This window comes from Mucilaginibacter sp. (genome assembly GCF_965277465.1).
Taxonomy (GTDB): domain Bacteria; phylum Bacteroidota; class Bacteroidia; order Sphingobacteriales; family Sphingobacteriaceae; genus Mucilaginibacter.
In genome coordinates this window covers 1-24978 of record NZ_CBDICW010000002.1, presented here as the reverse complement: position 1 = coordinate 24978, position 24978 = coordinate 1, and the positions used below count along the sequence as shown (strand labels likewise).

Below are 24978 nucleotides of genomic sequence, written 5' to 3'. Positions count from 1 at the left end.
GTTATTATATTATTTTAAATAAAGATAGTTTATATTTTTTATAACAAAAAGAGATAATATTTGATTGCCAAAACAGGAAATTCTTTTTCCCTGCAAATAAATTACAGCTTATAGCCCCCTTATTTTAAACTACTTACCATAGGCATGCAATACGGCACCTTTGCATTATACTTAAAATTAAGCTTGGCTAATTTAATAACTTCGGTTGTATTATTGCCCTCGGTTATGTGCAAAAACTGGTTGGGTTTAATATTTTTAAAGTGCTGCACGGTTTGGGTGCCTGCCCAGGTTATTTCAATATCATCAATTACTTTTGCCTGGCCTATGCCCATCTCCTGCCTTAGTGGCGATGAGCCAAAGCTACCGCCCGAGTTTACATCTTTATATACACTGCGTTTTATACCATTCTCGGTAAAGGTTAATTTAATGTGGCTGCCAATGGCTGCCCGGTTTGCTTTTACGCCTTCAAGCTTTAGGCCTATCCAGTTGTTGTTTCCCTGGCCCGGGTTTACGTATAATGAGCTGGTGTAGGAGTCGCCTTTAAATGCACCTCCCATTTCAATAAAAATATCCTGGTTACCATCATTCCTGAAATCGGCAAATGCAACGCCATGCCCCTTTTGCAGGTTACCTACCCGCGCCGATATGGTTACATCAACAAACTTTTCGCCCCCAATATTTTTAAACAATTTATTTGGCACAAGCGATTTAAAATCAGGATTACCAGTACCAAAATACATATCCGGATAACCGTCGTTATCAATATCGCCAAAGTTGGCACCCATGCTAAAAACCACCTTGTTAAGCCCGGTTTGGCGGGTAACATCGGTAAAGGTACCGTCGTGATTATTTTTGTACAGATAGATATTGCCGGCATCGGGTACGGGCTTACCCAGGGCTTCGGCTGCAGAATAATAGCCAAGGCTTTTATTAAAATGGTAATCGGCTACCATGATATCAGGCCAGCCATCATTATTATAATCATAAAACCAGGTGGTAAATGTACTTGCCTTATTTTTATCAATGCCCGAGCTGGCTGTTACATCTTCAAAATCAACCCCTTTGCCCTTTTTGCATTTATTTTTTAACAGATACTTTTTGCCATCCATAGTGGATATGAATATATCGGGCCAGCCGTCGTTATTAAAATCAGCCGATGTTACCCCTTTTACGTAAGATGCAATGGCGCAATGCGCATTTTGCGCCACATTGGTAAACGTACCATCGTGGTTATTGATGTACAGCATACAGGGATGCGTTCCGCCCATATCCATCACACCTGAGTTTTCAGCACCAATAAATACATCCAGCCAGCCATCGTTATTAAAATCAGCCCATACAGCAGCCTGCGTAGGATGAAAAAAGAGCAAGCCGCTGGGTATGGTAACATCTGTAAAGGTACCGTCGCCATTGTTGCGCAGCAGGGAGCTGGGTTGGTTTCCATAACCCTGCGTGTTCCAGGCGCCGCGCAAAACAAAAATATCGGTATTGCCATCGTTGTTATAATCAGTTTGTTGAATGTTTAAACCACCCGTAATGCCCTTTAAGCCGCTTTGGGCGGTAAGATCACTGAAAGTGCCGTCCTTATTGTTCTGAAAATAATGCATCGGGTCATCAAGGCCCCAGCCGGATGTTACAATATCCAGGTAGCCATCATTATTAAAATCATCCACAATGATACCGCCCGCCCTGCCATTAATGTTAAGGCCCAGGTCGGCAGCCATATCTGTAAATTGCTTTACTTTATAGGCAGTATCGGCATCAAGGCCGGGGATTAAAAACTGCGGCGGTACATTCTTAGGATATTCGCCTAATGTCATATACGCTATATTGAGCAACCATTTTGATTCCAGATCGGCAGGGTTATTGGTTAAAATAGCCTTATAAGTTTCAATTGCCTTTTGCGAGCCGGTTTTTATGCGATGGATGCCTTCGTCCTTAATCGGGAACACGCACGACGAGCCATTATGGTTAAGCATGCAGTTTGTACGCTCCCCAACACGCATATAGGCCATGGCCACATCGGGCATAATATTGTTTATATCCATAAAATCCATGTTTTTCAACATGTCTTCATAGATCTGTACCGACCGTTGCTCCTGCCCAACCTTAAGGCCAAGTGAAGCTTCAGAAAGCATTAATGAAGTGCGCTGATAGCCGGTGGCCGTTTTAAGCAGCGAATCGCAGTGTGCATATTTCACTTCGGGACTAAAGGGGTTTGATGTGCTGTTATTACGGTTATTGAGTTCACTAAGGATGCCGATCATTTTTAAATGAGATGATGACGACCTGCTGTAAAAACTTATTGCCGTTAATGCCAGCAACAAGATAACTACTGCAAAAATTATTCTTTTGATCATGACTTTTTATGTTTGAGCGCCTGTTTGCGCTTATTTACCAGGTAGATGGTTTAAAATTGTGATAAGGTTTGGGTTATTGATTATTTAAAACTTGCCGTAGCCAACATGAGCCATCCGCTCACCCATTTCGGTATATGCTTCATTAGGGCCGGGCGCCCATGTGCCCAAGCCATCAACATAGCGGTTAAACATGCAAAAGGATGCCGCTATAAGTACAGTATCATGGATCTCATTGTCGGTTGCGCCTTGATCCTTTGCCGCTGCAATATCTTCGTCGGTAACATTTTTGCCGCCGCGCTGTACCTGGTGGGCAATATGCAGCAGCTCTCTTAACTTGTCTGATACGGGAGTTTTGGGTAGGCCGGCTTTAATATCGTCAATTAAACTGATGTCGCTTTTTAAATGGGCTGCAGCGGCTGCCGCATGCGAGGTATGGCAAAAATGGCATTCGTTCCAGTAGGATACGGATGCTGCAATGATCTCCCTTTCGCCGCTGCTTAAACTCGAAGGGCCCCTTAGCAAGGTTTCGGCAAGGTCAAGCAATGGTTTTGCTGTTTCGGGGCGATAATTTAATAAACCAATTATGCCCGGTAATTCTTCATTTGGTAATTTTATATGTGCCATGTTTTTTAGGATCAGGAGTTTTGCAATTGTTGTTCGATTCTGTCTACTTTAAAAGGTGCGGTAAAATAACCTTCGCGTGCGCGCTGCTCACCCATTTTATCATACAGCTCATCATTATCGGGCTGCCAGGTTGCAAGGCCATCAACATAGCGGTTATACATGCAAAATGCTGCCGCTATTAAAACAGTATCGTGGATCTCTATATCGGTAGCACCTTCGTTTTTTGCCAGTTGAATATCGGCATCCGTAACATTTTTACCACCCGTTTGCACCTTAGCGGCAATTTTTAATAAAGCCTTCAACTTATTGCTGATGGGCGCCGTTTCGGGGTTTGCCAATACATGTTTAACCAGCAATGCATTATTACCTAACTGGTGTTGTGCTATAGCGCCGTGTATGCTGCAGCAATACTTGCAGGTGTTTAAACCTGATACATAAGTGGCTATCAGTTCGCGCTCTCCGGCGCTAAGGGTTGGATGCGGATTGTGTAATAATGTTTGTACAAGTGCATTAAGCGGGGCAGCAGTTTCTGGCCTGAACATAAACAGGCTCCTGATCCCCGGAAATTCCGCTGGTAAATTAATATGTGGCATATTGATTATTTAAAAAGAGGTTAAATTTTATAAAAAGTTTGTAAGCGGTTAACCAATAAAAACTGTGGTTAACGGTAAGAGATACAGCTAATAAAACGACAGGTTAAAAACCATCAATACCATAAAACATAATTGATCAATGCATTTTATGCCTGATAACAAATAGTTTTAAATACTAAGCTGTAAAAAAGATAGAGGTTAAGCTAAAAGCCGCGGGGGCTGCTCGGGGATGCCAACATTGTGGCTGATTAACTGCTGAACAGGATTGGCAACAGTTGTCTTTACATTTTTAAATGGGGCATTAAATTCAAAATTCACAAATGCAAATTCTGATTTACCAAACAATATGGTTTTACCATAAGGTACATGCTGCTTTTTTGATACCGGAATATCCTTAATATGCTCGGCATGGATAATATTTTGCGCTGTTAAATGGGTGGTTTCGTAATTGGGTACGCACATCAGGTAAATAGCATCATGCGTTACCTTCATTTTTACGTAGTTATAACTTGCGTAAGCAAATTTAACCTGGCCACTTACATTTTCATAGGCCGTCCAATCGCTTATGCCATGCATATCGGCAGGTATTTTTATCTCTGTTAAATCATTAATATTATAGCGGCCCACCTTGGTTTGCTGGTTGTAAAGCGTGTCAGATTTATAAACCATATACTCATATACAGCAAGCTGGCCAACTATATTAAGCAGGTAAGTTGATAGCATCAATACAGCAATAAGCTTTTTCAATGTTTAGCGGATATAATTGGTTAGTTAAAAGTGTGATTTATTTATCACTTTTCAAAATTTTATTTATAACCAATAGTTAATTCAAACGCATACTATTTCCGCTCAGTTATAATAATATGTATTTAATATCAATTACCATTTACAGGTGTAACAACTTAAAGCTCTTTAGCGTATGAGGCTCATCTTTAGCGCAACAAGCTATATCGCTATATAACTGTTAAAGAAAAATAATATCTATTGATTTGATAAAAATATTTATGTTGAAAAATCTTGTACTTACCTGCTCGGTGCTTTTAATAAACGGATTTATAAATAGCAACGCTAATGCGCACAGCATTCCATCTGCCGATACCTCAAAATTAGCATCCATTAAGATCTCGCCAGAAAAACCATTGATTGAAAAAGATATTTATGGTTATTACTTAAACTTTGATATTACCATTGAAAACAAGAGCAAGCATACTATTGAACTCAGTTCGGTAGAGGCATCTGTTGTTGATAACAAGGGAAAGTTAGTATTAAGAAAATTCATGAACAGCGATGGCAAAACCCCGGGGATTGACCTGTTGGTTTATACCATTATTAAACCCGGCGAAAAGGTGAGTATATTCAATCCTTTTCATACTTTCCCGCCGGACATGACCATTGCTTCCTTAAAATATGGTTTCTTTTTTAATTATGCCGATACACAAGCTCAAAAAGACAATAACAAGCAAAGGCTTCCGGTTGATTTTGATGAGTTAGTTGTAAAGGCAATAACCCCACAGGTATATATTGCCCGCAATGAATATTACCTACCCCTTAAAGGCAAAATAATTGTTTGGGACGGGCATGATTTTTACTCGCATAACCGCCGGTCGGCTAAAGATGTGGTTGACGTGAAGGTAAAAGACCTGAACGCCAATGCCAGCCGATACGCTTACGACCTGATGTGTGTTGACGCAGCAGGCAGCCTTTACAGCGGTACACCATTTAAAAAACAAAACTGGTTTGGTTTTGGCCGCCCCGTTTATGTACCATCAGATGGAAAGGTGATAAAAGTACAAACCAATATCCCCGATAATGAATTTATTGGCAAAACCGTAAAAACTCCTGTATTGCCACCCAATACCGATCCTTACGGAATGGGCAATTACATTATTATACAACACAGTAATGGTGAATGTAGCGAGCTGCTACATATGGGAATGGGCAGCATCAGCGTTAAACCCGGCGATTGGGTAAAGGCAGGGCAGCAAATTGGAACGGTAGGCTTTTCGGGTAGCGAAGCTATTTATCCGCACCTGCATTACAGCGTGATCAGCGCGTACAAGGAAATGGCATCAGAAGGTATCCCAAACTACTTTAACGATTATAAACTATATCGCGGCGATGTTACCGTTAACATTAAAAGAAGCCGGGTTGATAGCGGCGATATTATAGAATCTACCAAGTGGTAAATAATTAGCAAGTCATAACATTTGGTTATGGAGGATTGCCTTTTATGATATAAAAAGACTAAATTTAGCTTGCACATTTGCATAACAAAATAATTTAATGTTATGCAAACGCAACCTATAACAAATACAAACGGCTTACTCATCAATATTAATGACAATGGCCGCAAGGCCATTTTTATAATTTGTATCGCCTTTTGTATCAGCCCTTTTGCAAGCCCCGCTATTGCATTACTATTAGGTCTGGTTATTGCGCAGTTTACGGGGCATCCTTATCTACATTTAAATCATAAGGCTACGCACCTTTTATTACAGGTATCAGTTGTGGGCCTTGGTTTCGGGATGAATGTGCACAGCGCCATGCAGGCCGGTAAGGAAAGCATACTATTTACCATCGCATCCATCAGCGGTACTTTAATATTTGGTTATTTTATGGGCCGGTGGTTAAATATCGAAAAGAAAACCTCCTTCCTGATCTCATCAGGCACAGCCATTTGCGGGGGTAGCGCTATAGCCGCAATATCCCCGGTTATTAAAGCCGAAGAAAAACAGATCTCCGTTGCCCTGGGTTGTGTGTTTGTACTTAACTCAGTTGCGTTGTTTATTTTCCCGCTAATAGGTCATCATTTAAATATGTCACAAACGCAATTTGGTTTATGGTGCGCCATTGCCATACATGATACCAGCTCGGTAATTGGCGCAGCCAGTAAATATGGCCCGCATGCTTTAGAGGTTGCCACAACAGTAAAACTTGCCCGTGCCTTATGGATAATCCCGGTTACTTTTATGGCTACTTACCTGTTTAAAAATCAATCAAAAAAAGTGAGCATCCCTTATTTTATCGGTTTATTTATACTGGCCATGATTGCTAATACTTATATCCCTGCAATCTCAATTGTAAGTCCGTATTTAACAGGCATAGCCAAAGCAGGTTTAACCCTTACCTTATTCCTGATAGGTGCTGGTTTATCCCGCAAAGTATTGGCTTCTGTTGGGTTCAAGCCATTACTGCAGGGAGTAGTGTTATGGATAGTTATTTCAACCGCTGCATTATATGCGGTAATGCACCTGGCATAATTAGGCTGGGTTGGGTTTATAAAAAAGTTAAATTACATCCTTTTAAAAACAGACAAGCTGTTTTTGTATTTTTGCCGATGTGCCCAGTCCTGCTAAAAAACCTGCCCCGGTTAAAAGAACCCCAGTAAGTAAAAGTATTACCCCGCGGAAAAAGCCGCTTGTAAAAAGAAAAGCCAAAAGCAACTTTTCCATTCAATGGAAAATAGCTTTAGTGGGGTTGCTGTTAATCCTGTTCTCGCCTTTATATTATGGCTATGTTTTAAAAAGCATTACTTCAACCTGGCGCTGGATAAGGGACATAGGGCAGGATCCGCATTACCGCACTTATAAAAGCTTTAACATACGCATCCCTGATAAATATAGCATTCATGGTATTGATGTATCATATTACCAGGGTAAGATAGACTGGCACCGCGTAAAAGCAATGGAAGAGGATGAGGTGCATGTAAGCTTTGCCTTTATTAAAGCTACCGAGGGTATACTGACCGTTGACCCCTATTTTAAGCGCAACTGGCGCGAGGCCCCAAAGGCCGGGATCATTTGCGGGGCCTATCATTATTTCAGGCCGAAGGTAAGCGGTAAGTGGCAGGCCCGGTTCTTTTTACAGAATGCCCGTACCGAAAAAGGCGACCTGCCGATGGTGGTTGATGTAGAAGAACTTGATGGCGTACCACCCGCAAAAATGCGTATTGAATTACAGGAGTTTTTAACTTACATACAAAGCCGTACCAAAATTAAACCGATGATCTACTCGGGTTTAACTTTTTACCAGGACAATTTAGCCGGGTATTTTGATAATTACACCTTATGGATAGCACACTACTATCAGCCCGAATTAAAAATAAGCAGCGCAACTAACTGGAAATTCTGGCAGCACTCTGATAAAGCAAAAATTGATGGCATTAACCATGTCACTGATTTTGATGTATTTAACGGCGATAGTACCGAATTTAAGAAGTTACTTGTACCTTGATATGCCCTGCATCAGCTAATAATTATGATAATGTTTTGATTAAAAATGTTAATTAGTGTTAATTATATCTGAATACTAAAAATTTAGTTATACATTAGGCTTAACAAACCTTATGTATGAAACTTGTAATTTTACTTTTACTTTCCCTCGTGTTATGTACTTTTTCTTCGTCGGCGCAAAGTACTTATTCTATCAAAGGCGCCATAGTTGATACCTCTTCCAATGCCAAACTTGTTAATGCATCAGTACTGGTATTAAATGCCAAAGATTCAATAATGCGCACCTTTATCCGTACAGGCCCGGGTGGTATTTTTAATATTGAAGGTTTAAAAAAAGGGAAATTAATATTATTGGTTACTTACCCCGGTTATGCTGATTATGTTGAGCATTTCACCCTCGACTCTACAAAAACAACCCGCGATTTTGGCAAGATCAATCTTTTTCTGAAAGCCAAGCTTTTGGCCGATGTTATAGTTAAAGGCACACGTGCCGCTATAAAAATAAAAGGTGATACCACGGAGTTTGATCCCAGGGCTTACAGCATACAACCTAATGCAAAGGTTGAGGATCTGTTAAAGCAGCTGCCCGGCATACAGGTTGATAAGGATGGTAAAATTACAGCACAGGGCCAAACCATTAGTAAAGTATTGGTTGATGGCGAAGAGTTTTTTGGGACGACCCCACCCTTGTTACCAAAAACCTGAGAGCCGACATGGTTGATAAGGTACAGCTATATGATAAAAAAAGTGACCAGGCTACCTTTACCGGGGTTGATGACGGACAAAAGACCAAAACCATCAACATCAAACTAAAAGAAGATAAAAAGAACGGCTACTTTGGTAAGGTTGATGCCGGCATAGGCACCGATGGTTACTACGAAGGGCAGGTGCTTTTCAATAAATTTAAGGCCAAACAAAAGTTTTCGGTATATGGTACCGTTGGTAACGATGGTAAAACCGGGTTGGGCTGGCAGGATAGCCAAAAATACGGATCAGACAGTAATGTGCAGTTTGGCGATGATGGCGGCATTTTTATATCGTTCAGCGGTAGCAGGGATGAATTAGATTCGTTCGACGGGCAGTACAGCGGACAGGGTATCCCTATTGCGCGTACGGGCGGTGTACATTATGATACCAAATGGAACGGCGATAAGGAATCAATAAACGGTAACTATAAAATAGGTTCATTAACCGTTGATGGTACCAATACATCATTAACGCAAAACAACACGGCTGAAGGTGCTATAAATGGCGCAACCGACCAGGTATATCATAACTACCTGTTCCGTCAAAAAATGGATGCTACCTATACCATTAAGCTTGATACTACCTCAAACTTAAAGATCAGTGTTGACGGAACGCTAAAAAACGGGCAAACACGCAGTAACTATACATCGTCAAACACGCGTGGCAATGGCATTTTACAAAACACCAGCGATCGTAACGTGCTTAATAATACTACCGGGCAGCTTTTTGATATGACTGCCTTTTATACCAAAAAATTCAAGAAAAAAGGCCGTACAATTTCATTAACCGTAAGCGAGTCAAATAACAAAACAACCGCCAAAGGTTACCTGAAATCAGAAGCCGACTTTTTTGATGATAAAGGAAAACAGGACAGCACACAAAAGGTTGATCAATACAAAACCAGTATTACCAACAGCAATATCTTCAATACAAATATTGCTTATACCGAGCCGCTTGCAAAAAGCCTTACCGTTGTTTTTAATTATGGTTTAGGCATTAACAATGGTACATCAGTAAGGCGCTCATTTGATCAGTCAACCCCCGGTAACTATAACATACAGGTAGATTCATTGAGCAACAGCTACAAATTGAACGAACTATCAAACCAGGTTGGTGCCATATTTAACTACAAGAAAAAGAAAACAACCATCAATTTAGGCACAAAAGTATCTGACGTGCACTACGACCAGATGAACGAGTTTACTGATATGCCATTTAAAAGAAGCTTTATTAACTGGAACCCGCAGGCTACCTTTCAATATCAGTTTTCGCAGCGTAAATCATTCCGGATAAGTTATTATGGTAACACCACGCAACCTACCATTGATCAGATCCAGCCGGTAATTGTAAACACCGATCCGCTGAATACCGTTTTAGGTAACCAGGATCTGCGCCCATCATTTGCCAACCGTTTCAATATTAACTATAACTCCTACAAAGTTTTAACCGATCAGTTCATCAGCTTTTATGGTAACTATTCCTTTACCTCAAACCCGATAGTAAGCAGTTTAACCATTGATTCGGCCGGTAAAACAACCAACCGTTATATCAACCTCAATAAAAAACCCATTAACTATTACCTGAGTGCATATTTTGAAAAAAAGGTAAGCAAGTTTGGCATTAATGTAGGTTTGAGCGGTGATGTAAGCGGAAGCACCAGCTACAGTTTATCAAACAATGACCTTAACAGAACAAAATATAACAACTATGCGGTGCAGTTAAGGTTATCAAAATACAAGGAAAACAAGTATGATTTTTCTGCTTCGTTCGGGCCAAACTATACGGTTAGCGGTTCATCGTTACAAAGCCAGATCAATAATAACGGCAGGGGCTTTACCTCAAACGATAGCTTTAATATCTATTTACCGGGTAAATTCCAGATTGGGTCTGACGTGAGCTACCAGTTCACCGCAAAAACAGAAACCTTTAACCAGGATTTTAAACGCACCCTGTGGAATGCCAACATCAGCAAAACATTTTTGAAAGCAAATAACTTAAAAGCATCAATTGCCGGTAATGACCTGCTGAACCAAAATGTAGGCTTTAGCCGGAGTGTGAGCGGTAACTACATTTCGCAAAACAATTACACTACCATAAAAAGGTACTTTATGCTATCACTTATATGGGATTTTAACAAAGTAGGCGGCGGCGCACCAAAAAAATAATCAACCTATGAAAACCATTATAACACTTATCGCAGGCTTTATATTGTTAGGCGGCGATCTATTTGCACAAAACGCACATTTCACCACATCGGGCGTTATTGAGTACGAAAAATCAGTAAACATGTTTGCCCTGATAAAAAGGGAAATCAATAAAGATAACGAAGCTTTTTTACAGCCCGCTTATGAGTCGTACAAAAAAAACCAGCCGCAGTTTAAAAAGCTGAAAAGCACTTTAAGCTTTAGCGATAACAAAACGGAGTTTGTTCCCATAGAGCCTGAAAATATTGAAAGAAATTATCTGAGCGATAACGCTATGGTAAACCAAAACAACACCACCTTTACCGATTTGCAAACCAACACCTTTATTGCAGAGAAAAAAGTATTTGAAGAAACCTTTTTGGTAAAAGATAGCACCCGTAAAATAAGCTGGAAAATTACCGACGAAACCCGCGAGATTGCCGGTTATGTTTGCCGGCGTGCTAACGCTATTATATTAGATTCTGTTTACGTGGTAGCTTTTTATACCGAGAAGATTCCGATATCTGGCGGCCCTGAATCATTTACCGGCCTGCCGGGTATGATATTAGGCGTGGCCCTGCCGCATGAAAACATTACCTGGTTTGCTACCAAAGTAACCGAAATGCCTGTTGATAACAAAGCATTAGTCCCGCCTAAAAAGGGTAAGGCTACCAATAAAAAGGAATTACGCAAAACGCTTGATGGCGCCATGAAAGATTGGGGTACCTGGGGGCAAACCTATTTAAAGGCTTTTTCTATTTAAAATTTTCAATCTAAACCTTATCACCTATATTTATGTTAAAACCGGAGGCTAAAAACCCCGGTTTTTTTTATAACCGGTTAAACATAAGGATCATGTTAAAAAAAGGCGAACATATTGAAGGCACCCCTGCCGAGTTAGCGGTATTATTGGCTACAGATGAAAAGGCCAAGGCTTTTTTTGAAGGCTTATCAAAATCATACAAACAGGGTTATTGTGATTGGGTAGGCTCGGCCAAGCAGCAAGATACCCGCCACGTACGTGCAGCTAAGGCCCTGATTATGCTGCAAAACGAGCAAAAAACATTAAAGACTTGATCGGAGCAATAATTACTATAAACTGCATTGGCTATTTTGCATAGCCGTAAGCTTCAATTTATCATTCTTAATGGTGATCTTTACTTTATGGCATTTGAGCTTATCCTGTCAAACATATCTAAATACATCAATCTAACCGCAGATGAAAAAGAGATCTTCCTTGCTCATCTGCAGCCAAAAACAATTAAACGCAAGCAGTTTACGCTTAATGATGGCGAGATCTGTAAACATTCAGTCTTTGTAACTTCGGGTTGTTTACGCGGATTTACCGTTGATAAGAATGGTATTGAACATGTGCTGAGCTTTGCCCCGCCCGATTGGTGGATAGCGGATATGTACAGCCTCATCTCCCAAAAACCGGGCATATTAAATATTGAAGCGTTAGAAGATACGGAAGCCATCATCCTGTCAAAAGTAAACCAGGAAAAGCTATATCATGAGATCCCAAAATTTGAGCGCTTTTTCCGCATCCTTACCGAAAAATCATTGGTTGCAAACCAGCAGCGCATAGTTGATAATATGAGCCTTACAGCCGAAGAGCGTTACAGCATATTCTGTAAACGTTACCCCACCCTTATTGATCACCTGCCCCAAAAACAAATTGCATCGTACGTTGGCGTAACCCCAGAGTTTTTTAGCCGTATGCGCAGCGAAATGACCAGGAAAAAATAATTAGAAATATTTTAAAGACATCAAATAGTGAAATAATTTATGTGATACTTTACTTTCTTAATGTACATCATGTTTCCCCGGTAAATCACAGCGTACCTTTGAGGTATAAATAAAAAAGCATCATGGCACAAACAGTATTACATAAAGCCGAAACCCGTGGGCATGCAAGCCATGGTTGGCTTAACAGTTATCATTCTTTTAGTTTCTCAAGCTATTACAATCCGCAACGGATGAATTTTGGCGCATTAAGGGTGTTAAATGATGATACCGTTGATGCCGGCATGGGTTTTGGTAAGCACCCTCATGATAATATGGAGATCATATCCATCCCGCTTGAGGGCGATTTAGAACATAAGGACAGCATGAACAATGTTGCCGTTATAAAAAACGGCGATATACAGGCCATGAGCGCCGGTACAGGGATTTATCATAGTGAATATAATAACGACAGGGAGCAGCGTGTTAAGTTTTTGCAGATCTGGATCTATCCAAACAAAAAGAACGTTGAACCGCGATATGACCAGGTAACTTTAAACCTTGAAGACAGGCATAACAAATTACAACAGGTATTATCATCCAATGCTGATGATGCAGGTGTGTGGATCCATCAGAATGCCTGGTTTCATTTGGGTAAGTTTGACAAAGATGTAAATGCTGATTATACTATAAAAGCAAAAGGCAACGGCGTTTATGTTTTTGTATTGAGCGGCGATATTAAGGTGAACGACCAATTGCTGAGCACCCGCGATGGCTACGGTATTTGGGACACGGACAAGTTTACCATTACAGCGGAAACGGATGCCGAATTTTTATTGATGGAAGTACCGATGGAGTTTTAATATAAAGCAGAAAGGAAAAGGTTAAAGCTATTTAACTTTTTCCTTTCTGCTAATACACCTTACAAAATGGACAAAATAGAAATATTAGTTATTGGCAGGCACCCAGAAATACTGCAAACCGTAGTACGCCTTGTAAATAACAACCCCGAATGGCATGCAACCGGAACCGTTAGTGATGAAGAAGCATTAGCAACATTTAACACAACAGCTTTTAAACTGGTGCTTTTAGGCGGAGGTATTGAGCCCGAAAGTGAAGAAACACTTTGCAGAGCCTTTAGATCCATCAACCCTATTATTAAAATTGTACAGCATTATGGTGGTGGCAGCGGCCTGCTTACGGCTGAAATTTACCAAGCCTTAGGCTAATATCTTTAAGGTTCCTATCTGTTACCTTAACTATCACGGGCAGAAGCTATTTTGCCGGATGAATACATTTTTTTATTATCGATAGTGTTTACTAAACCGACATAAACTATTGCCAATTAAACTTTAGGGGGATGTTAAAGTCATACCCATAAATATTAAAGAAGCAATTATGAAAAAGTTAATTTTAGTAGTATCCTTTATAACAGGATTAAGTGTTCTGGCCCATGCCCAGATCACTAAAAAATCACCAGACCAGCGTGCCGGCCACCTTACCAAAGTATTACAGAAAAAGCTTAACCTCACTGCCGACCAGGCAACGCAGGTTAATACTATATTCTTCAATCAGGCCAACCGGATGGATAGTTTAAAAAGTAACCCATCTGCTGATAAAAAGGATAACCAATTGGCAGTACGCAGTATCAGGTTAGCAACCCAAAAGCAAGTATTATCGGTATTGAACGATGAGCAAAAGCAGCAGTTTGTGGCCTGGGAGAAAATGCGAAAAGAAAAACATAAAGAGAAGAAGGGATCTACTGAGTTAAAATCGTAAGTAAGATACTTCAGCTAAACTATCTGGGTATTCCTTTCCCCTTACAGACCTATATCAAACAAGAAAGCCTTGTATCGTTATGATACAAGGCTTATCTATAAGATTTGGCACCGACCTACTCTCCCACATTTTACTGCAGTACCATCGGCTCTGGCGGGCTTAACTTCTCTGTTCGGAATGGGAAGAGGTGGACACCGCCGATATAGGCACCTGAATTTCTTTTGGTTCATCGGCTGATAGTTTACTTGTTCATTATTCTGTGATGAACGGTATACTTACCTGCTTTGACCGGTATTTTATTTGTTTGTGCTGATCAGAGCTTATCTTCAGTACAGTGACTGATGATTTGTTTCTGATTAACTAAACAATGACATATTATTGAAAGAAGCAATGAATTGAGAAAACAACAGTATTAGTTTTTGTCGGGTCATATGCCGGAGCACATGACCCATTATTACCTGCTATGAGAAAGCTTCGGGCGATTAGTATTACTTGGCTATGATGTCACCACCTTTATACCTGTAACCTATCAACGTAGTAGTCTGCTACGACCCTCAATGGAAGTCTCATCTTGTGGCTAGTTTCGCACTTAGATGCTTTCAGCGCTTATCTATTCCCAACGTAGCTACTCTGCAATACAGCTGGCGCCATAACAGATTCACCAGAGGTTAGTCCAACCCGGTCCTCTCGTACTAAGGTCAGCCCCACTCAAACTTCCTGCGCCCACAACAGATAGGGACCGAACTGTCTCGCGACGTTCTGAACCCAGCTCGCGTGCCACTTTAATGAGCGAACAGCTCAACCCTTGGGACCTTCTCCAGCCCCAGGATGTGACGAGCCGACATCGAGGTGCCAAACCTCCCCGTCGATATGAGCTCTTGGGGGAGATCAGCCTGTTATCCCCAGCGTACCTTTTATCCTTTGAGCGATGGCCCTTCCATGCAGAACCACCGGATCACTATATCCGTCTTTCGACCCTGCTCGGCTTGTCTGCCTCACAGTCAAGCAAGCTTATGCTATTGCACTCCACGTACGGTTACCAAGCGTACTGAGCTTACCTTTGAAAGCCTCCGTTACCTTTTTGGAGGCGACCACCCCAGTCAAACTACCCGCCAAACAATGTCCCCCGTTGCCAGGGTTAGACACCAGATACAGAAAGGGTGGTATTTCAACGTTGACTAACTGACTCCTAGCGAAGCCAGATCACAGTCTCCCACCTATCCTACACATCCTGTAGCCGATTTCAATGTTAAGTTGTAGTGAAGGTGCATGGGGTCTTTCCGTCCCGTTGCGGGTAACCGGCGTCTTCACCGATACCACAATTTCACCGAGCTCATGGCTGAGACAGCGCCCAGATCGTTACACCATTCGTGCAGGTCGGAACTTACCCGACAAGGAATTTCGCTACCTTAGGACCGTTATAGTTACGGCCGCCGTTTACCGGGGCTTCGATTCAATGCTTCGAATTGCTCCTAACATCCCCTCTTAACCTTCCGGCACCGGGCAGGTGTCAGGCCATATACGTCATCTTTCGATTTTGCATAGCCATGTGTTTTTGTTAAACAGTCGCCTGGGCCTTTTCACTGCGGCTTCATTGCTGAAGCGCCCCTTCTCCCGAAGTTACAGGGCCATTTTGCCGAGTTCCTTAGCCATGATTCACTCGAGCACCTTAGGATTCTCTCCTCGACTACCTGTGTCGGTTTACGGTACGGGTTTTTATAACCTGAAGCTTAGCGGGTTTTCTTGGAAGTCTGATTACCTGAACTATCACATCCCCCGAAGGTTCTGTGTACTATCAGCTTTCAGCAGGAATGGCGTACTTTACTACCTTCCCTATACCTACGGCCTTTAACGAACTATTCCGTCAGTTCGCGTCAGTGTCACTACTCCGTCACCGCATCGCAGTTATAAAAAGTACTGGAATATTAACCAGTTGTCCATCGGCTACGCCCTTCGGCTTCACCTTAGGCCCCGACTAACCCTGATCCGATTAGCGTTGATCAGGAAACCTTAGTCTTTCGGTGGGCGGGTTTCTCTCCCGCCTTATCGTTACTTATGCCTACATTTGCTTTTCTATTTCCTCCACAGTCATTTACATTCCTGCTTCACCGGTCGATAGAATGCTCCCCTACCAGATGCATTGCTGCAAATCCATAGCTTCGGTATACCACTTGATGCCCGTTTATTATCCATGCCCGATCGCTCGACTAGTGAGCTGTTACGCACTCTTTAAATGAATGGCTGCTTCCAAGCCAACATCCTAGCTGTCTGTGCAATCGGACCTCGTTAGTTCAACTTAGTGGTAATTTGGGGACCTTAGCTGATGGTCTGGGTTCTTTCCCTCTCGGCCCTGGACCTTAGCACCCAGAGCCTCACTCCAGCGTATATTAATAAGCATTCGGAGTTTATCTGGATTTGGTAGGATTTGACTCCCCCGCACCCAATTAGTAGCTCTACCTCTTATTAACTCAACCGCCAGGCTGTTCCTAAAAACATTTCGGGGAGTACGAGCTATTTCCCAGTTTGATTAGCCTTTCACCCCTACCCACAAATCATCCGGAAACTTTTCAACGTTTATCGGTTCGGTCCTCCAGTACCTGTTACGGCACCTTCAACCTGTCCATGGGTAGATCACAAGGTTTCGCGTCTACCTCCCCTGACTATACGCCCTATTCAGACTCGCTTTCGCTTCGGATCCGTGTCTTAAACACTTAACCTTGCCAGGAAAGAGTAACTCGTAGGCTCATTATGCAAAAGGCACGCCGTCACAGAACTTGTCTGCTCCGACCGCTTGTAAGTACACGGTTTCAGGTTCTATTTCACTCCCCTGTTCGGGGTTCTTTTCACCTTTCCCTCACGGTACTGGTTCACTATCGGTCTCTCAGGAGTATTTAGCCTTACCGGATGGTGCCGGCAAATTCCCACAAGGCGTCTCCGACCTCGCGGTACTCAGGATACCACTATCCTATTATCAATTACCCGTACGCAGCTCTCATGCTCTATGGCCGGGTTTCCCACCCCGTTCCGGTTTTCTTTAATATTCATGTTGTGGTCCTATAACCCCCATTATGCCGTAACATAATGGGTTTGGGCTTCTTCCCTTTCGCTCGCCACTACTCAGGAAATCACTGTTGTTTTCTCTTCCTCTGCTTACTTAGATGTTTCAGTTCAGCAGGTTTGCGCATTTATGCAACTATTCTTCAAATAGTTAGGTTTCCCCATTCGGAAATCTCCGGATTAATTTATATTTGCTAATCCCCGGAGCTTATCGCAGCTTATCACGTCCTTCATCGCCTCTGAGAGCCAAGGCATCCCCCGTGTACCCTTTCTTACTTTCTTCTACTATATCGCCTTTTGCTCGATATGTATGCTTTTTGATTCTTGTTGCGTTCTCCAGCTTACATGCGCATCAGTCCAGTTCTCCAATCATCTTGCGACGATTGTCCCACTTTCCCTCTTTACCGTAATCCTTCAAAGCCTCAACAGTCCTCTATACTGTTGTCTTCTCTTTTTATTACTTCTTCCAATATGTCAAAGAACGTTACCCCGATAACATTACGTCATCTTGCTCTATATCCTATCCCTTTCAGGAAACGGAGGGTGTGTGGAGAATAACGGATTCGAACCGTTGACCCCCTGCGTGCAAGGCAGGTGCTCTAGCCAGCTGAGCTAATCCCCCTTAAGATGTTTACGTCTTCCGTATCCGGTCATCCGTCAATCGCTGACGCTTACCTTCACTTCCAACTTACCTTAGTAGTCCCGAGCAGATTTGAACTGCTGACCCCTACATTATCAGTGTAGTGCTCTAACCAGGCTGAGCTACAGGACTGTTGATTTTTAGGATTTCAGACCTGCGATTTTTGATTTTCCTGTTTCCGCTTAAATCGTCATTCGTAAATCGTAAACCGTAATCTCTTACAATCTCGCCTCCCAGATGTCAGTCACTATTGATGGCTTCATCTTTTGGGTTTTTCTTTTTGTTTTTAATATAAGAAATAATCATGCAGGTAACAGCTTTGCTGTTATGTGTTTGAGAGTTGTTGGATACTGCTCCAGAAAGGAGGTATTCCAGCCACACCTTCCGGTACGGCTACCTTGTTACGACTTAGCCCCAGTTACCGACTTTACCCTAGGACGCTCCTTGCGGTGACGCACTTCAGGCACTTCCAGCTTCCATGGCTTGACGGGCGGTGTGTACAAGGCCCGGGAACGTATTCACCGCAGCATTGCTGATCTGCGATTACTAGCGAATCCAACTTCACGGGGTCGAGTTGCAGACCCCGATCCGAACTGTGATCAGCTTTTTGAGATTGGCATCCTGTTGCCAGGTAGCGGCCCTCTGTACTGACCATTGTAGCACGTGTGTAGCCCCGGACGTAAGGGCCATGATGACTTGACGTCGTCCCCTCCTTCCTCTCTATTTGCATAGGCAGTCTGTTTAGAGTCCCCACCTTAACGTGCTGGCAACTAAACATAGGGGTTGCGCTCGTTGCGGGACTTAACCCAACACCTCACGGCACGAGCTGACGACAGCCATGCAGCACCTAGTTTCGTGTCCCGAAGGACTTGAGCGTCTCTGCTCAATTCACTAACTTTCAAGCCCGGGTAAGGTTCCTCGCGTATCATCGAATTAAACCACATGCTCCTCCGCTTGTGCGGGCCCCCGTCAATTCCTTTGAGTTTCACCCTTGCGGGCGTACTCCCCAGGTGGAATACTTAACGCTTTCGCTTTGACGCTGACTGTATATCGCCAACATCGAGTATTCATCGTTTAGGGCGTGGACTACCAGGGTATCTAATCCTGTTTGATCCCCACGCTTTCGTGCCTCAGCGTCAATCATACTTTAGTAAGCTGCCTTCGCAATTGGTGTTCTGTGACATATCTATGCATTTCACCGCTACTTGTCACATTCCGCCTACCTCAAGTACATTCAAGCCAGTCAGTATCAAAGGCACTGCGATAGTTGAGCTACCGTCTTTCACCCCTGACTTAACTGGCCGCCTACGCACCCTTTAAACCCAATAAATCCGGATAACGCTTGGATCCTCCGTATTACCGCGGCTGCTGGCACGGAGTTAGCCGATCCTTATTCTTACCGTACATTCAGCTTGATTCACGAATCAAGGTTTATTCCGGTACAAAAGCAGTTTACAACCCGTAGGGCCGTCTTCCTGCACGCGGCATGGCTGGTTCAGGCTTCCGCCCATTGACCAATATTCCTTACTGCTGCCTCCCGTAGGAGTCTGGTCCGTGTCTCAGTACCAGTGTGGGGGGTCATCCTCTCAGATCCCCTAAACATCGTAGCCTTGGTAAGCCATTACCTTACCAACTAGCTAATGTTCCGCATGCCCATCCTTATCCTATAAATATTTGATCACAAAACAATGCTATCCCGTGATATTATGCGGGCTTAATCTCTCTTTCGAGAGGCTATCCCCCTGATAAGGGTAGGTTACATACGTGTTACGCACCCGTGCGCCACTCTCATCGGAAGCAAGCTCCCGAATCCCGTCCGACTTGCATGTATTAGGCCTGCCGCTAGCGTTCATCCTGAGCCAGGATCAAACTCTCCATTGTAAAATGTCTAGTTTATTCTCTGACCCTATTATTAATTAATAGAATCTGTATTATATATCTTTATACAGTATCCTCTCTCTTTTGTTAACCGCATCCCTTTGTTTCTCTTTACTACTTTTACATCCGTCGGTCCGGCTTGCGCTTTTCCTTCTTTTGCCCTGGTAGCTCCGAATCCCTCAGGACCGTTACTCTAGGTCACTCCTGCTCCTCATGTTCAAGAAGTTCACATTGTAAAAGAGGTAGAGGATTAATGAAAGAGGTGAGCCCTGAGGGATGCCTGTGTATATGCTGAATGGCTCTAACTTATACTTCAGGAGTCTTAGTGTTGAGGTTCAGCCCTTGAGAAAGCTCTCTATTCAGCTAACTAACTCTAGTGATATGCATTACTTCTTCAGGTTGTGTAGAAGTTGTTAGAAGCATGACAGCGTTCAGGCAGGGTTTATTCAGTGGCGCACACTAGCGCCTGGTTGGGCCTAGCACAGCTCGTACACACCCCTATATAGTAGACTGCTTGCTCGCCCATATGGCTCCTTACAATTAATGTCCTTTTGTCACCATATCTGCATGACTTGCTCTGCATGATCCTGACAGAAGTCTCTAATGAGAGGACATTATTAAAAACTTCAGAGACATTCAGCATAAGAAGTAATGTCACTGATGTGTCTAAGTTTTATACCCTTTAAATAACCTCTATAAGAGTATGTACTGCATGCTCTGTTAATACCCCTTTTTGTCCTTCTAGAAGTGTTCTCAGCAGCAGTTAATAGGTCTCTGCCATTCAGCTTATTTTCCTCATCATTACTGACTTTATAGCCTTTCTCAGAGTGTTCAAGAGTGCCACTGATCTGTACATCTTCACCAGTCTGTAGTCTCCCTTATTTAGTTTCCAGAGAACTACTGTAGTAGAGTGTTTAAAGGCCTCCAGATGGATTTCACTCTTTAGACATTAGTTGTATAGCAGAAGAATTTGTGGAAGGATGTAAGAAAGGGTGAAATGAAGTATGCAGTTCAGTATGCTGTTTCAGCTCAGGGGCCCTTACTGCCTGAGGCTTATAATATAGCTTTGCTAAGTTTCTGTTCTGTAATTAGTGGCATCTGCAGAGGTTCTGAGTACTTATAGTTCTCAATGTTGCTGAGGTTGACCTCTGAAGGTGTTGAAAAGAAAGCTGCATGTAGCAGTTCAGCTTTTTCCTCTAATTCTGTAGCTGAGGTTCCATTCAGCTGTTATAGAGCTGGGGTAAAAGCCTAGCTTGCAGTGTCTCTAGTCTTCACTCACTTTACTAACTTCTATAGATCTCTTAAGTCTGTTGCTGCTGCTTTCACCCTCTCTTATGTATTTAAACAAACATTGAATATTGAACACTCTGTTCAGACAGCTAGCCACTTTGAGCTTAGTGTTAATTGAAAACAATTCATCAAAAATTTAATTTAAATGCTAAGCTACAGTATTTATGTATCTAATGCATATCTAAACATCTATACACTTGTATATAAGGGTTTTATATAAGGATTTCCATTATATTGCCGCTGCCCCCTTTTCTGCTTAGTCATGCAAGCTCATGCCCCTAGTAAAAGGTCCCTCTCACAGTGAATCATTTTAATAAAGCTGTTTCTCATCTTCTAATATAATTGTTTTCTCACTGTCTAATAAGGCTGTTTCTTCTGTGTGAGGCTGAAGGCTGAAAAGTGATGTTCCTCAGCTAATTCTGGTCACAGGACAGCATTTTCAGTGATTAATGAGAGGTGTCACTGCTGAACCCTTTTTCACTTTGTGATAGTATATAATAGATATAGTTCTGCAGCTGCATTTATTTTTTCAGTTTAAAGTTATTAATAATCAGTATTAACTGAGCTGAAAAAGTACTAAATATTTGCATCTTCTCTTACTTCAGATCTCACTTAAATTTCTTATTTAAAAAAAATCCTTTAATTCTTATCTCTTTACTTATAAAAACACTTAATTCTTTAATTACCTTACTTAAAATTGACTGAATTAGTTTATTATAATTTTTTTAAATTTTACTATAAATATAAACTCTGTAAATAATAAAGCTCTTCTTAACTTTAAAATAATCTAATACTGCTATAATTTTAAAATTAATCATTAGTGATATATCAGCAAAAAGCAAATGTTAATATATTATTATACACTTAAATATACTTCTGAAAATGCCTTATCTCAGCATTTTCACTCTTTAACAAACTGTATATAAAAGTGAGTAATTTATTAAATAGATTCAGTAGATTATTATTATTACTGCAATAAAGACTGAATATAAAGTTAATAAGAGTTTTTATATTTTATACAGTTCTTTTATTAGCTTAATGCAGTGTTTTATAATGCTGACATTTATAAATTATACAGTTATAATTATAAGAGACTGAATTGTTAAACTGTTTATTTTATAGATTATTAAATTGAAAAAGACTAATTTAGCTGTTTTCTAATCTGTTACAGCTGTTTATTGTTACAACATGAGCTCTGACAGATGTTAGACTGCTAAGCTAGATTGAAACTAGTGTGTCTGAGCATCTAGATATTTATGTTGTGACTGCAGCCTTTGTACTGACTTCCCTTCTTGTACTTTTCTAGGTTCAAATAGCTCACCTCTTGCAACAGTTTCAGGCCTGCTTATAAAGTGAAATAGCTAGCTGTAACATTAGAAAAGTACCTACACTCTTTTCAACCTCTGAAGGTAACAGAATATCAGTGAGACAAACATATGTGTTAATGAATTACTTTTTCATCTACATCATTAAACGTCTCAACTCACAGTTTAATGAGTGATTAGAAGGTTCTTAGAACTTCCTAAATTCATCAATTAACTATCAACAACCAATTCTTAAGTCCTGCAAGGAGTAGGTAATGAACAATTAAGAAGTACCCTGTCACAGTGACAGGTAGCTGTGAGAAGTCAGTAAACAAAAAGCCCTGCAATGTGCAGGCACCCTCAAAGATCTATTTATAGACACAGACAACTGCAGTAGAGGCAGTTGAAAGAGCTAGAGCCTGAGTTGAATAATCTCAGCACTAGAAGTAGGTGTCTGAAGCACTGCAGAAATTATAATTAGACTACATCAAAAGGAAGAGACCTCTCCTCAAACTGAAAGACTATCTCTGACTGGAGGCCAGCCAGACAATTGTGAGAGATTGAAAACAGTAGACATCACAAAGGTGAACTCTTGAAGTGATGTAACCCCTGAAAACCTACAGCAATAAGTAACACATGACTCAGAGAACACTTGTACTTTAGTGTTGAAAGCTCTAAATAATCAGAATTTCTATAAGGCCTGCACACAGAACCTGAAAGATCAGATCACTCAGAAGGACTCTCAGATTGAGAAGTTGCTAGATGAGAAGTGAGGACTGAAACAGAATGTGTTGAAGATGACACAGCATCTTAACAACTCAGAACCAGAATGTTTAAGAAAGAACATACTTATTATAACATGATTAACTGACACTGACAGATATTGGGTTATCTGGTGTTAGACTAGATTGAAACTAGTGTGTCTTGGCATCCTGACATTTATGTCATGACTGCATCTACAAGACTGCTTTCTTCTTTGTACTTTTCTAGGTTCAAATAACTCACCTCTTGCAACAGTTCTCAGCCTGCTTATAAAGTGAAATAGTTAGCTGTAACATTAGAAAAGTACCTACACACTTTACAACCTCTGGAGGTGACAGAATACCAGCAGAGACAAATGTGTGTGTTGATGAATTAATTCTCATCTACATCATTAAACATCTCAACTCACAGTTCAATGAGTGATCAGAAGGTTCTTAGAACTTTCTAGATTCATTCATTAACTATTAACAATCAATTCTTAAGTCCTGTGAGGAGTAGGCAACAAATGATCAAGAAGTCAGCAAATGTGAAAAGCTCTGCAATGTGTAGGCACTCTTGAAGACCTATTTGTAGGCACAGACAACTGCAGTAGAGGCAGTTGAAAGAGCTAGAACCTGAATTGAATAATCTCAGCACTAGAAGTAGGTGTCTGAAGTACCACAGGAATTATGATTAGACCATACTGAGAGGAAGAAACTTCTCCTCAATCTGGAAGACTATTCTTGACTGGAGAACAGCCAGACAATTGTGAGAGATTGAAAACAGTAGACATCATAAAGGTGAACCCTTGAGGTGATGTGACCCCTGAAAACCTACAGTGATGGGTGACACACAATTCAGACAACACCTGCTGTTTAGTGTTGAAGGCACTAGATCAGAGAGATATCTATAAGATGCAGCTGCAGGATCTGGAGGAACAGAATGACCAGAAGGACTCTCAGATAGAGGAGTTGCTAGATGAGAAATGGGGACTGAAACAGAATGTATTGAAGATGACAAGGCATCTTAACAACTCAGAGTCAGAGCAGTCAAGAGAAGGCACATTCAAATTAAACATAAGTGACACAACAAAGAAGCGCTCAGTGAAGTTTTCAGACTCACCAATTCTTGACAATGGTGTTAAGTCTACATTTCAAGTATAGAATGATCAGATGAAAAGCAAGCTGTGAATTAATGATGATTGGTTTGATCAGTCAGACCTAGATGAAGCTGAACACACCAGAGTGGCCTACATCAAGATGTGAGTTGATGACAAGGCTGCTGAATACCTCTATTTATGGCTGGAGGCTCAGTCAGGAAGAGAGATCTATGTTGAGAAGGTTATTCAGTGTCTTGAGAACATCTTTGAGGATCTGAATCAGTGCCTAAAGGCACAGGAGCAGCTGAAGAAGTTTAAGATGCCTTATCTTAAAGACTTCAATGTGTTTCAGTCAGAGTTTCTACAACTAGCAAACTCAGTAAAGATGCCTGCAGATCAGTGAAAGAAAGAGGTCCACAACAAGCTATATGACTCACTGTAAGTTCAAATGAAAATCTATGTTGCTGACAAGGACATGTCATTTGATGCCTACTGTAAGAAGGCTCAACAGTTTGTGAGAGGTCTTGTTAAGGCTGGTGAGAGGACTAAGGAATGAAAGAACCAGTGAAAGCTGCAGAGAAAGCAGTCAGCTTTCAAATTTAAAAAGAAGACAACCACCACAATCACTGCTGTTGCATGAGAAGCAATTAAGCCAATGCTAGCTGATGTAATATGCTATACCTGCAATAAGAAAGGGACATCTAGTGAGGGATTGTTTCTGATAAG

At 41.5% G+C, this 24978-nt stretch carries 15 protein-coding genes, 2 tRNA genes and 3 rRNA genes; 11 read left to right on the top strand and 9 right to left on the bottom strand.

All coding sequences use genetic code 11. The annotated features are described in order from the left end of the window. Positions 1–119: 119 nt before the first annotated feature. The 4 genes from ACQY4U_RS12405 to ACQY4U_RS12390 all read right to left on the bottom strand — a co-directional run bounded on the left by ACQY4U_RS12405 (position 120) and on the right by ACQY4U_RS12390 (position 4324). Entirely contained in the window at positions 120–2360 is a 2241-nt protein-coding gene (locus tag ACQY4U_RS12405) for a CRTAC1 family protein (protein WP_428329760.1), read from the bottom strand. 84 nt (positions 2361–2444) lie between these two features. Further along, positions 2445–2984, bottom strand: coding sequence for a carboxymuconolactone decarboxylase family protein (locus ACQY4U_RS12400; protein WP_428329759.1), 540 nt, complete (start codon positions 2982–2984; stop codon positions 2445–2447). Between the two features lie 11 nt (positions 2985–2995). Next, positions 2996–3577, bottom strand: coding sequence for a carboxymuconolactone decarboxylase family protein (locus ACQY4U_RS12395; RefSeq protein ID WP_428329758.1), 582 nt, complete (start codon positions 3575–3577; stop codon positions 2996–2998). Positions 3578–3775: 198 nt separating this feature from the next. Beyond that, a complete protein-coding gene (locus ACQY4U_RS12390) occupies positions 3776–4324 on the bottom strand; it encodes a hypothetical protein (protein ID WP_428329757.1) in 549 nt (182 codons plus the stop codon). 257 nt (positions 4325–4581) lie between these two features. Here ACQY4U_RS12390 and ACQY4U_RS12385 point away from each other — a divergent pair, with 257 nt between their 5' ends. The 11 genes from ACQY4U_RS12385 to ACQY4U_RS12335 all read left to right on the top strand — a co-directional run bounded on the left by ACQY4U_RS12385 (position 4582) and on the right by ACQY4U_RS12335 (position 14243). Next, a complete protein-coding gene (locus ACQY4U_RS12385) occupies positions 4582–5763 on the top strand; it encodes a M23 family metallopeptidase (protein ID WP_428329756.1) in 1182 nt (393 codons plus the stop codon). Positions 5764–5865: 102 nt separating this feature from the next. Next, positions 5866–6837: a YeiH family protein gene (locus ACQY4U_RS12380; protein WP_428329755.1), complete on the top strand. Its 972-nt coding sequence runs from the start codon at positions 5866–5868 to the stop codon at positions 6835–6837. A 79-nt stretch (positions 6838–6916) separates the two neighbouring features. Further along, positions 6917–7810 carry a glycoside hydrolase family 25 protein gene (locus tag ACQY4U_RS12375; RefSeq protein WP_428329754.1) on the top strand — a complete coding sequence of 298 codons (894 nt, stop codon included), beginning with the start codon at positions 6917–6919 and terminating at the stop codon, positions 7808–7810. Positions 7811–7926: 116 nt separating this feature from the next. Continuing rightward, complete coding sequence (locus ACQY4U_RS12370) at positions 7927–8514, top strand: carboxypeptidase-like regulatory domain-containing protein (protein ID WP_428329753.1); 588 nt, start codon at positions 7927–7929, stop codon at positions 8512–8514. Positions 8515–8522: 8 nt separating this feature from the next. After that, entirely contained in the window at positions 8523–10721 is a 2199-nt protein-coding gene (locus ACQY4U_RS12365; RefSeq protein WP_428329752.1) for an outer membrane beta-barrel protein, read from the top strand. 7 nt (positions 10722–10728) lie between these two features. Then, positions 10729–11502, top strand: a complete 774-nt coding sequence (locus ACQY4U_RS12360; RefSeq protein WP_428329751.1) for a GLPGLI family protein — start codon at positions 10729–10731, stop codon at positions 11500–11502. A gap of 32 nt (positions 11503–11534) precedes the next feature. Then, a complete protein-coding gene (locus tag ACQY4U_RS12355) occupies positions 11535–11816 on the top strand; it encodes a YdeI/OmpD-associated family protein (protein ID WP_428329750.1) in 282 nt (93 codons plus the stop codon). An 87-nt stretch (positions 11817–11903) separates the two neighbouring features. Continuing rightward, positions 11904–12488, top strand: a complete 585-nt coding sequence (locus ACQY4U_RS12350; protein ID WP_428329749.1) for a Crp/Fnr family transcriptional regulator — start codon at positions 11904–11906, stop codon at positions 12486–12488. Positions 12489–12610: 122 nt separating this feature from the next. Then, positions 12611–13327, top strand: a complete 717-nt coding sequence (locus ACQY4U_RS12345; RefSeq protein WP_428329748.1) for a pirin family protein — start codon at positions 12611–12613, stop codon at positions 13325–13327. Positions 13328–13393: 66 nt separating this feature from the next. Then, the gene (locus tag ACQY4U_RS12340; protein WP_428329747.1) at positions 13394–13693 is read left to right on the top strand and encodes a hypothetical protein; all 300 of its coding nucleotides are present in this window, start codon (positions 13394–13396) and stop codon (positions 13691–13693) included. Positions 13694–13862: 169 nt separating this feature from the next. Further along, on the top strand, positions 13863–14243 hold the full coding sequence (locus tag ACQY4U_RS12335; protein ID WP_428329746.1) for a hypothetical protein: 381 nt from the start codon (positions 13863–13865) through the stop codon (positions 14241–14243). Between the two features lie 102 nt (positions 14244–14345). On the opposite strand, the gene rrf is transcribed toward ACQY4U_RS12335, so the two are convergent. The 5 genes from rrf to ACQY4U_RS12310 form a co-directional block, all read right to left on the bottom strand. Continuing rightward, a 5S ribosomal RNA gene (gene rrf / locus ACQY4U_RS12330) occupies positions 14346–14457 on the bottom strand. 249 nt (positions 14458–14706) lie between these two features. Then, positions 14707–17582: ribosomal RNA gene (locus ACQY4U_RS12325) — 23S ribosomal RNA — on the bottom strand. Between the two features lie 266 nt (positions 17583–17848). Beyond that, positions 17849–17922 (bottom strand) — tRNA-Ala (locus ACQY4U_RS12320). 75 nt (positions 17923–17997) lie between these two features. Then, positions 17998–18072 (bottom strand) — tRNA-Ile (locus ACQY4U_RS12315). 227 nt (positions 18073–18299) lie between these two features. Continuing rightward, positions 18300–19821, bottom strand: a 16S ribosomal RNA gene (locus ACQY4U_RS12310). Together the 16S, 23S and 5S rRNA genes with 2 tRNA genes alongside form the textbook arrangement of a ribosomal RNA operon. Positions 19822–24978: the final 5157 nt, after the last annotated feature.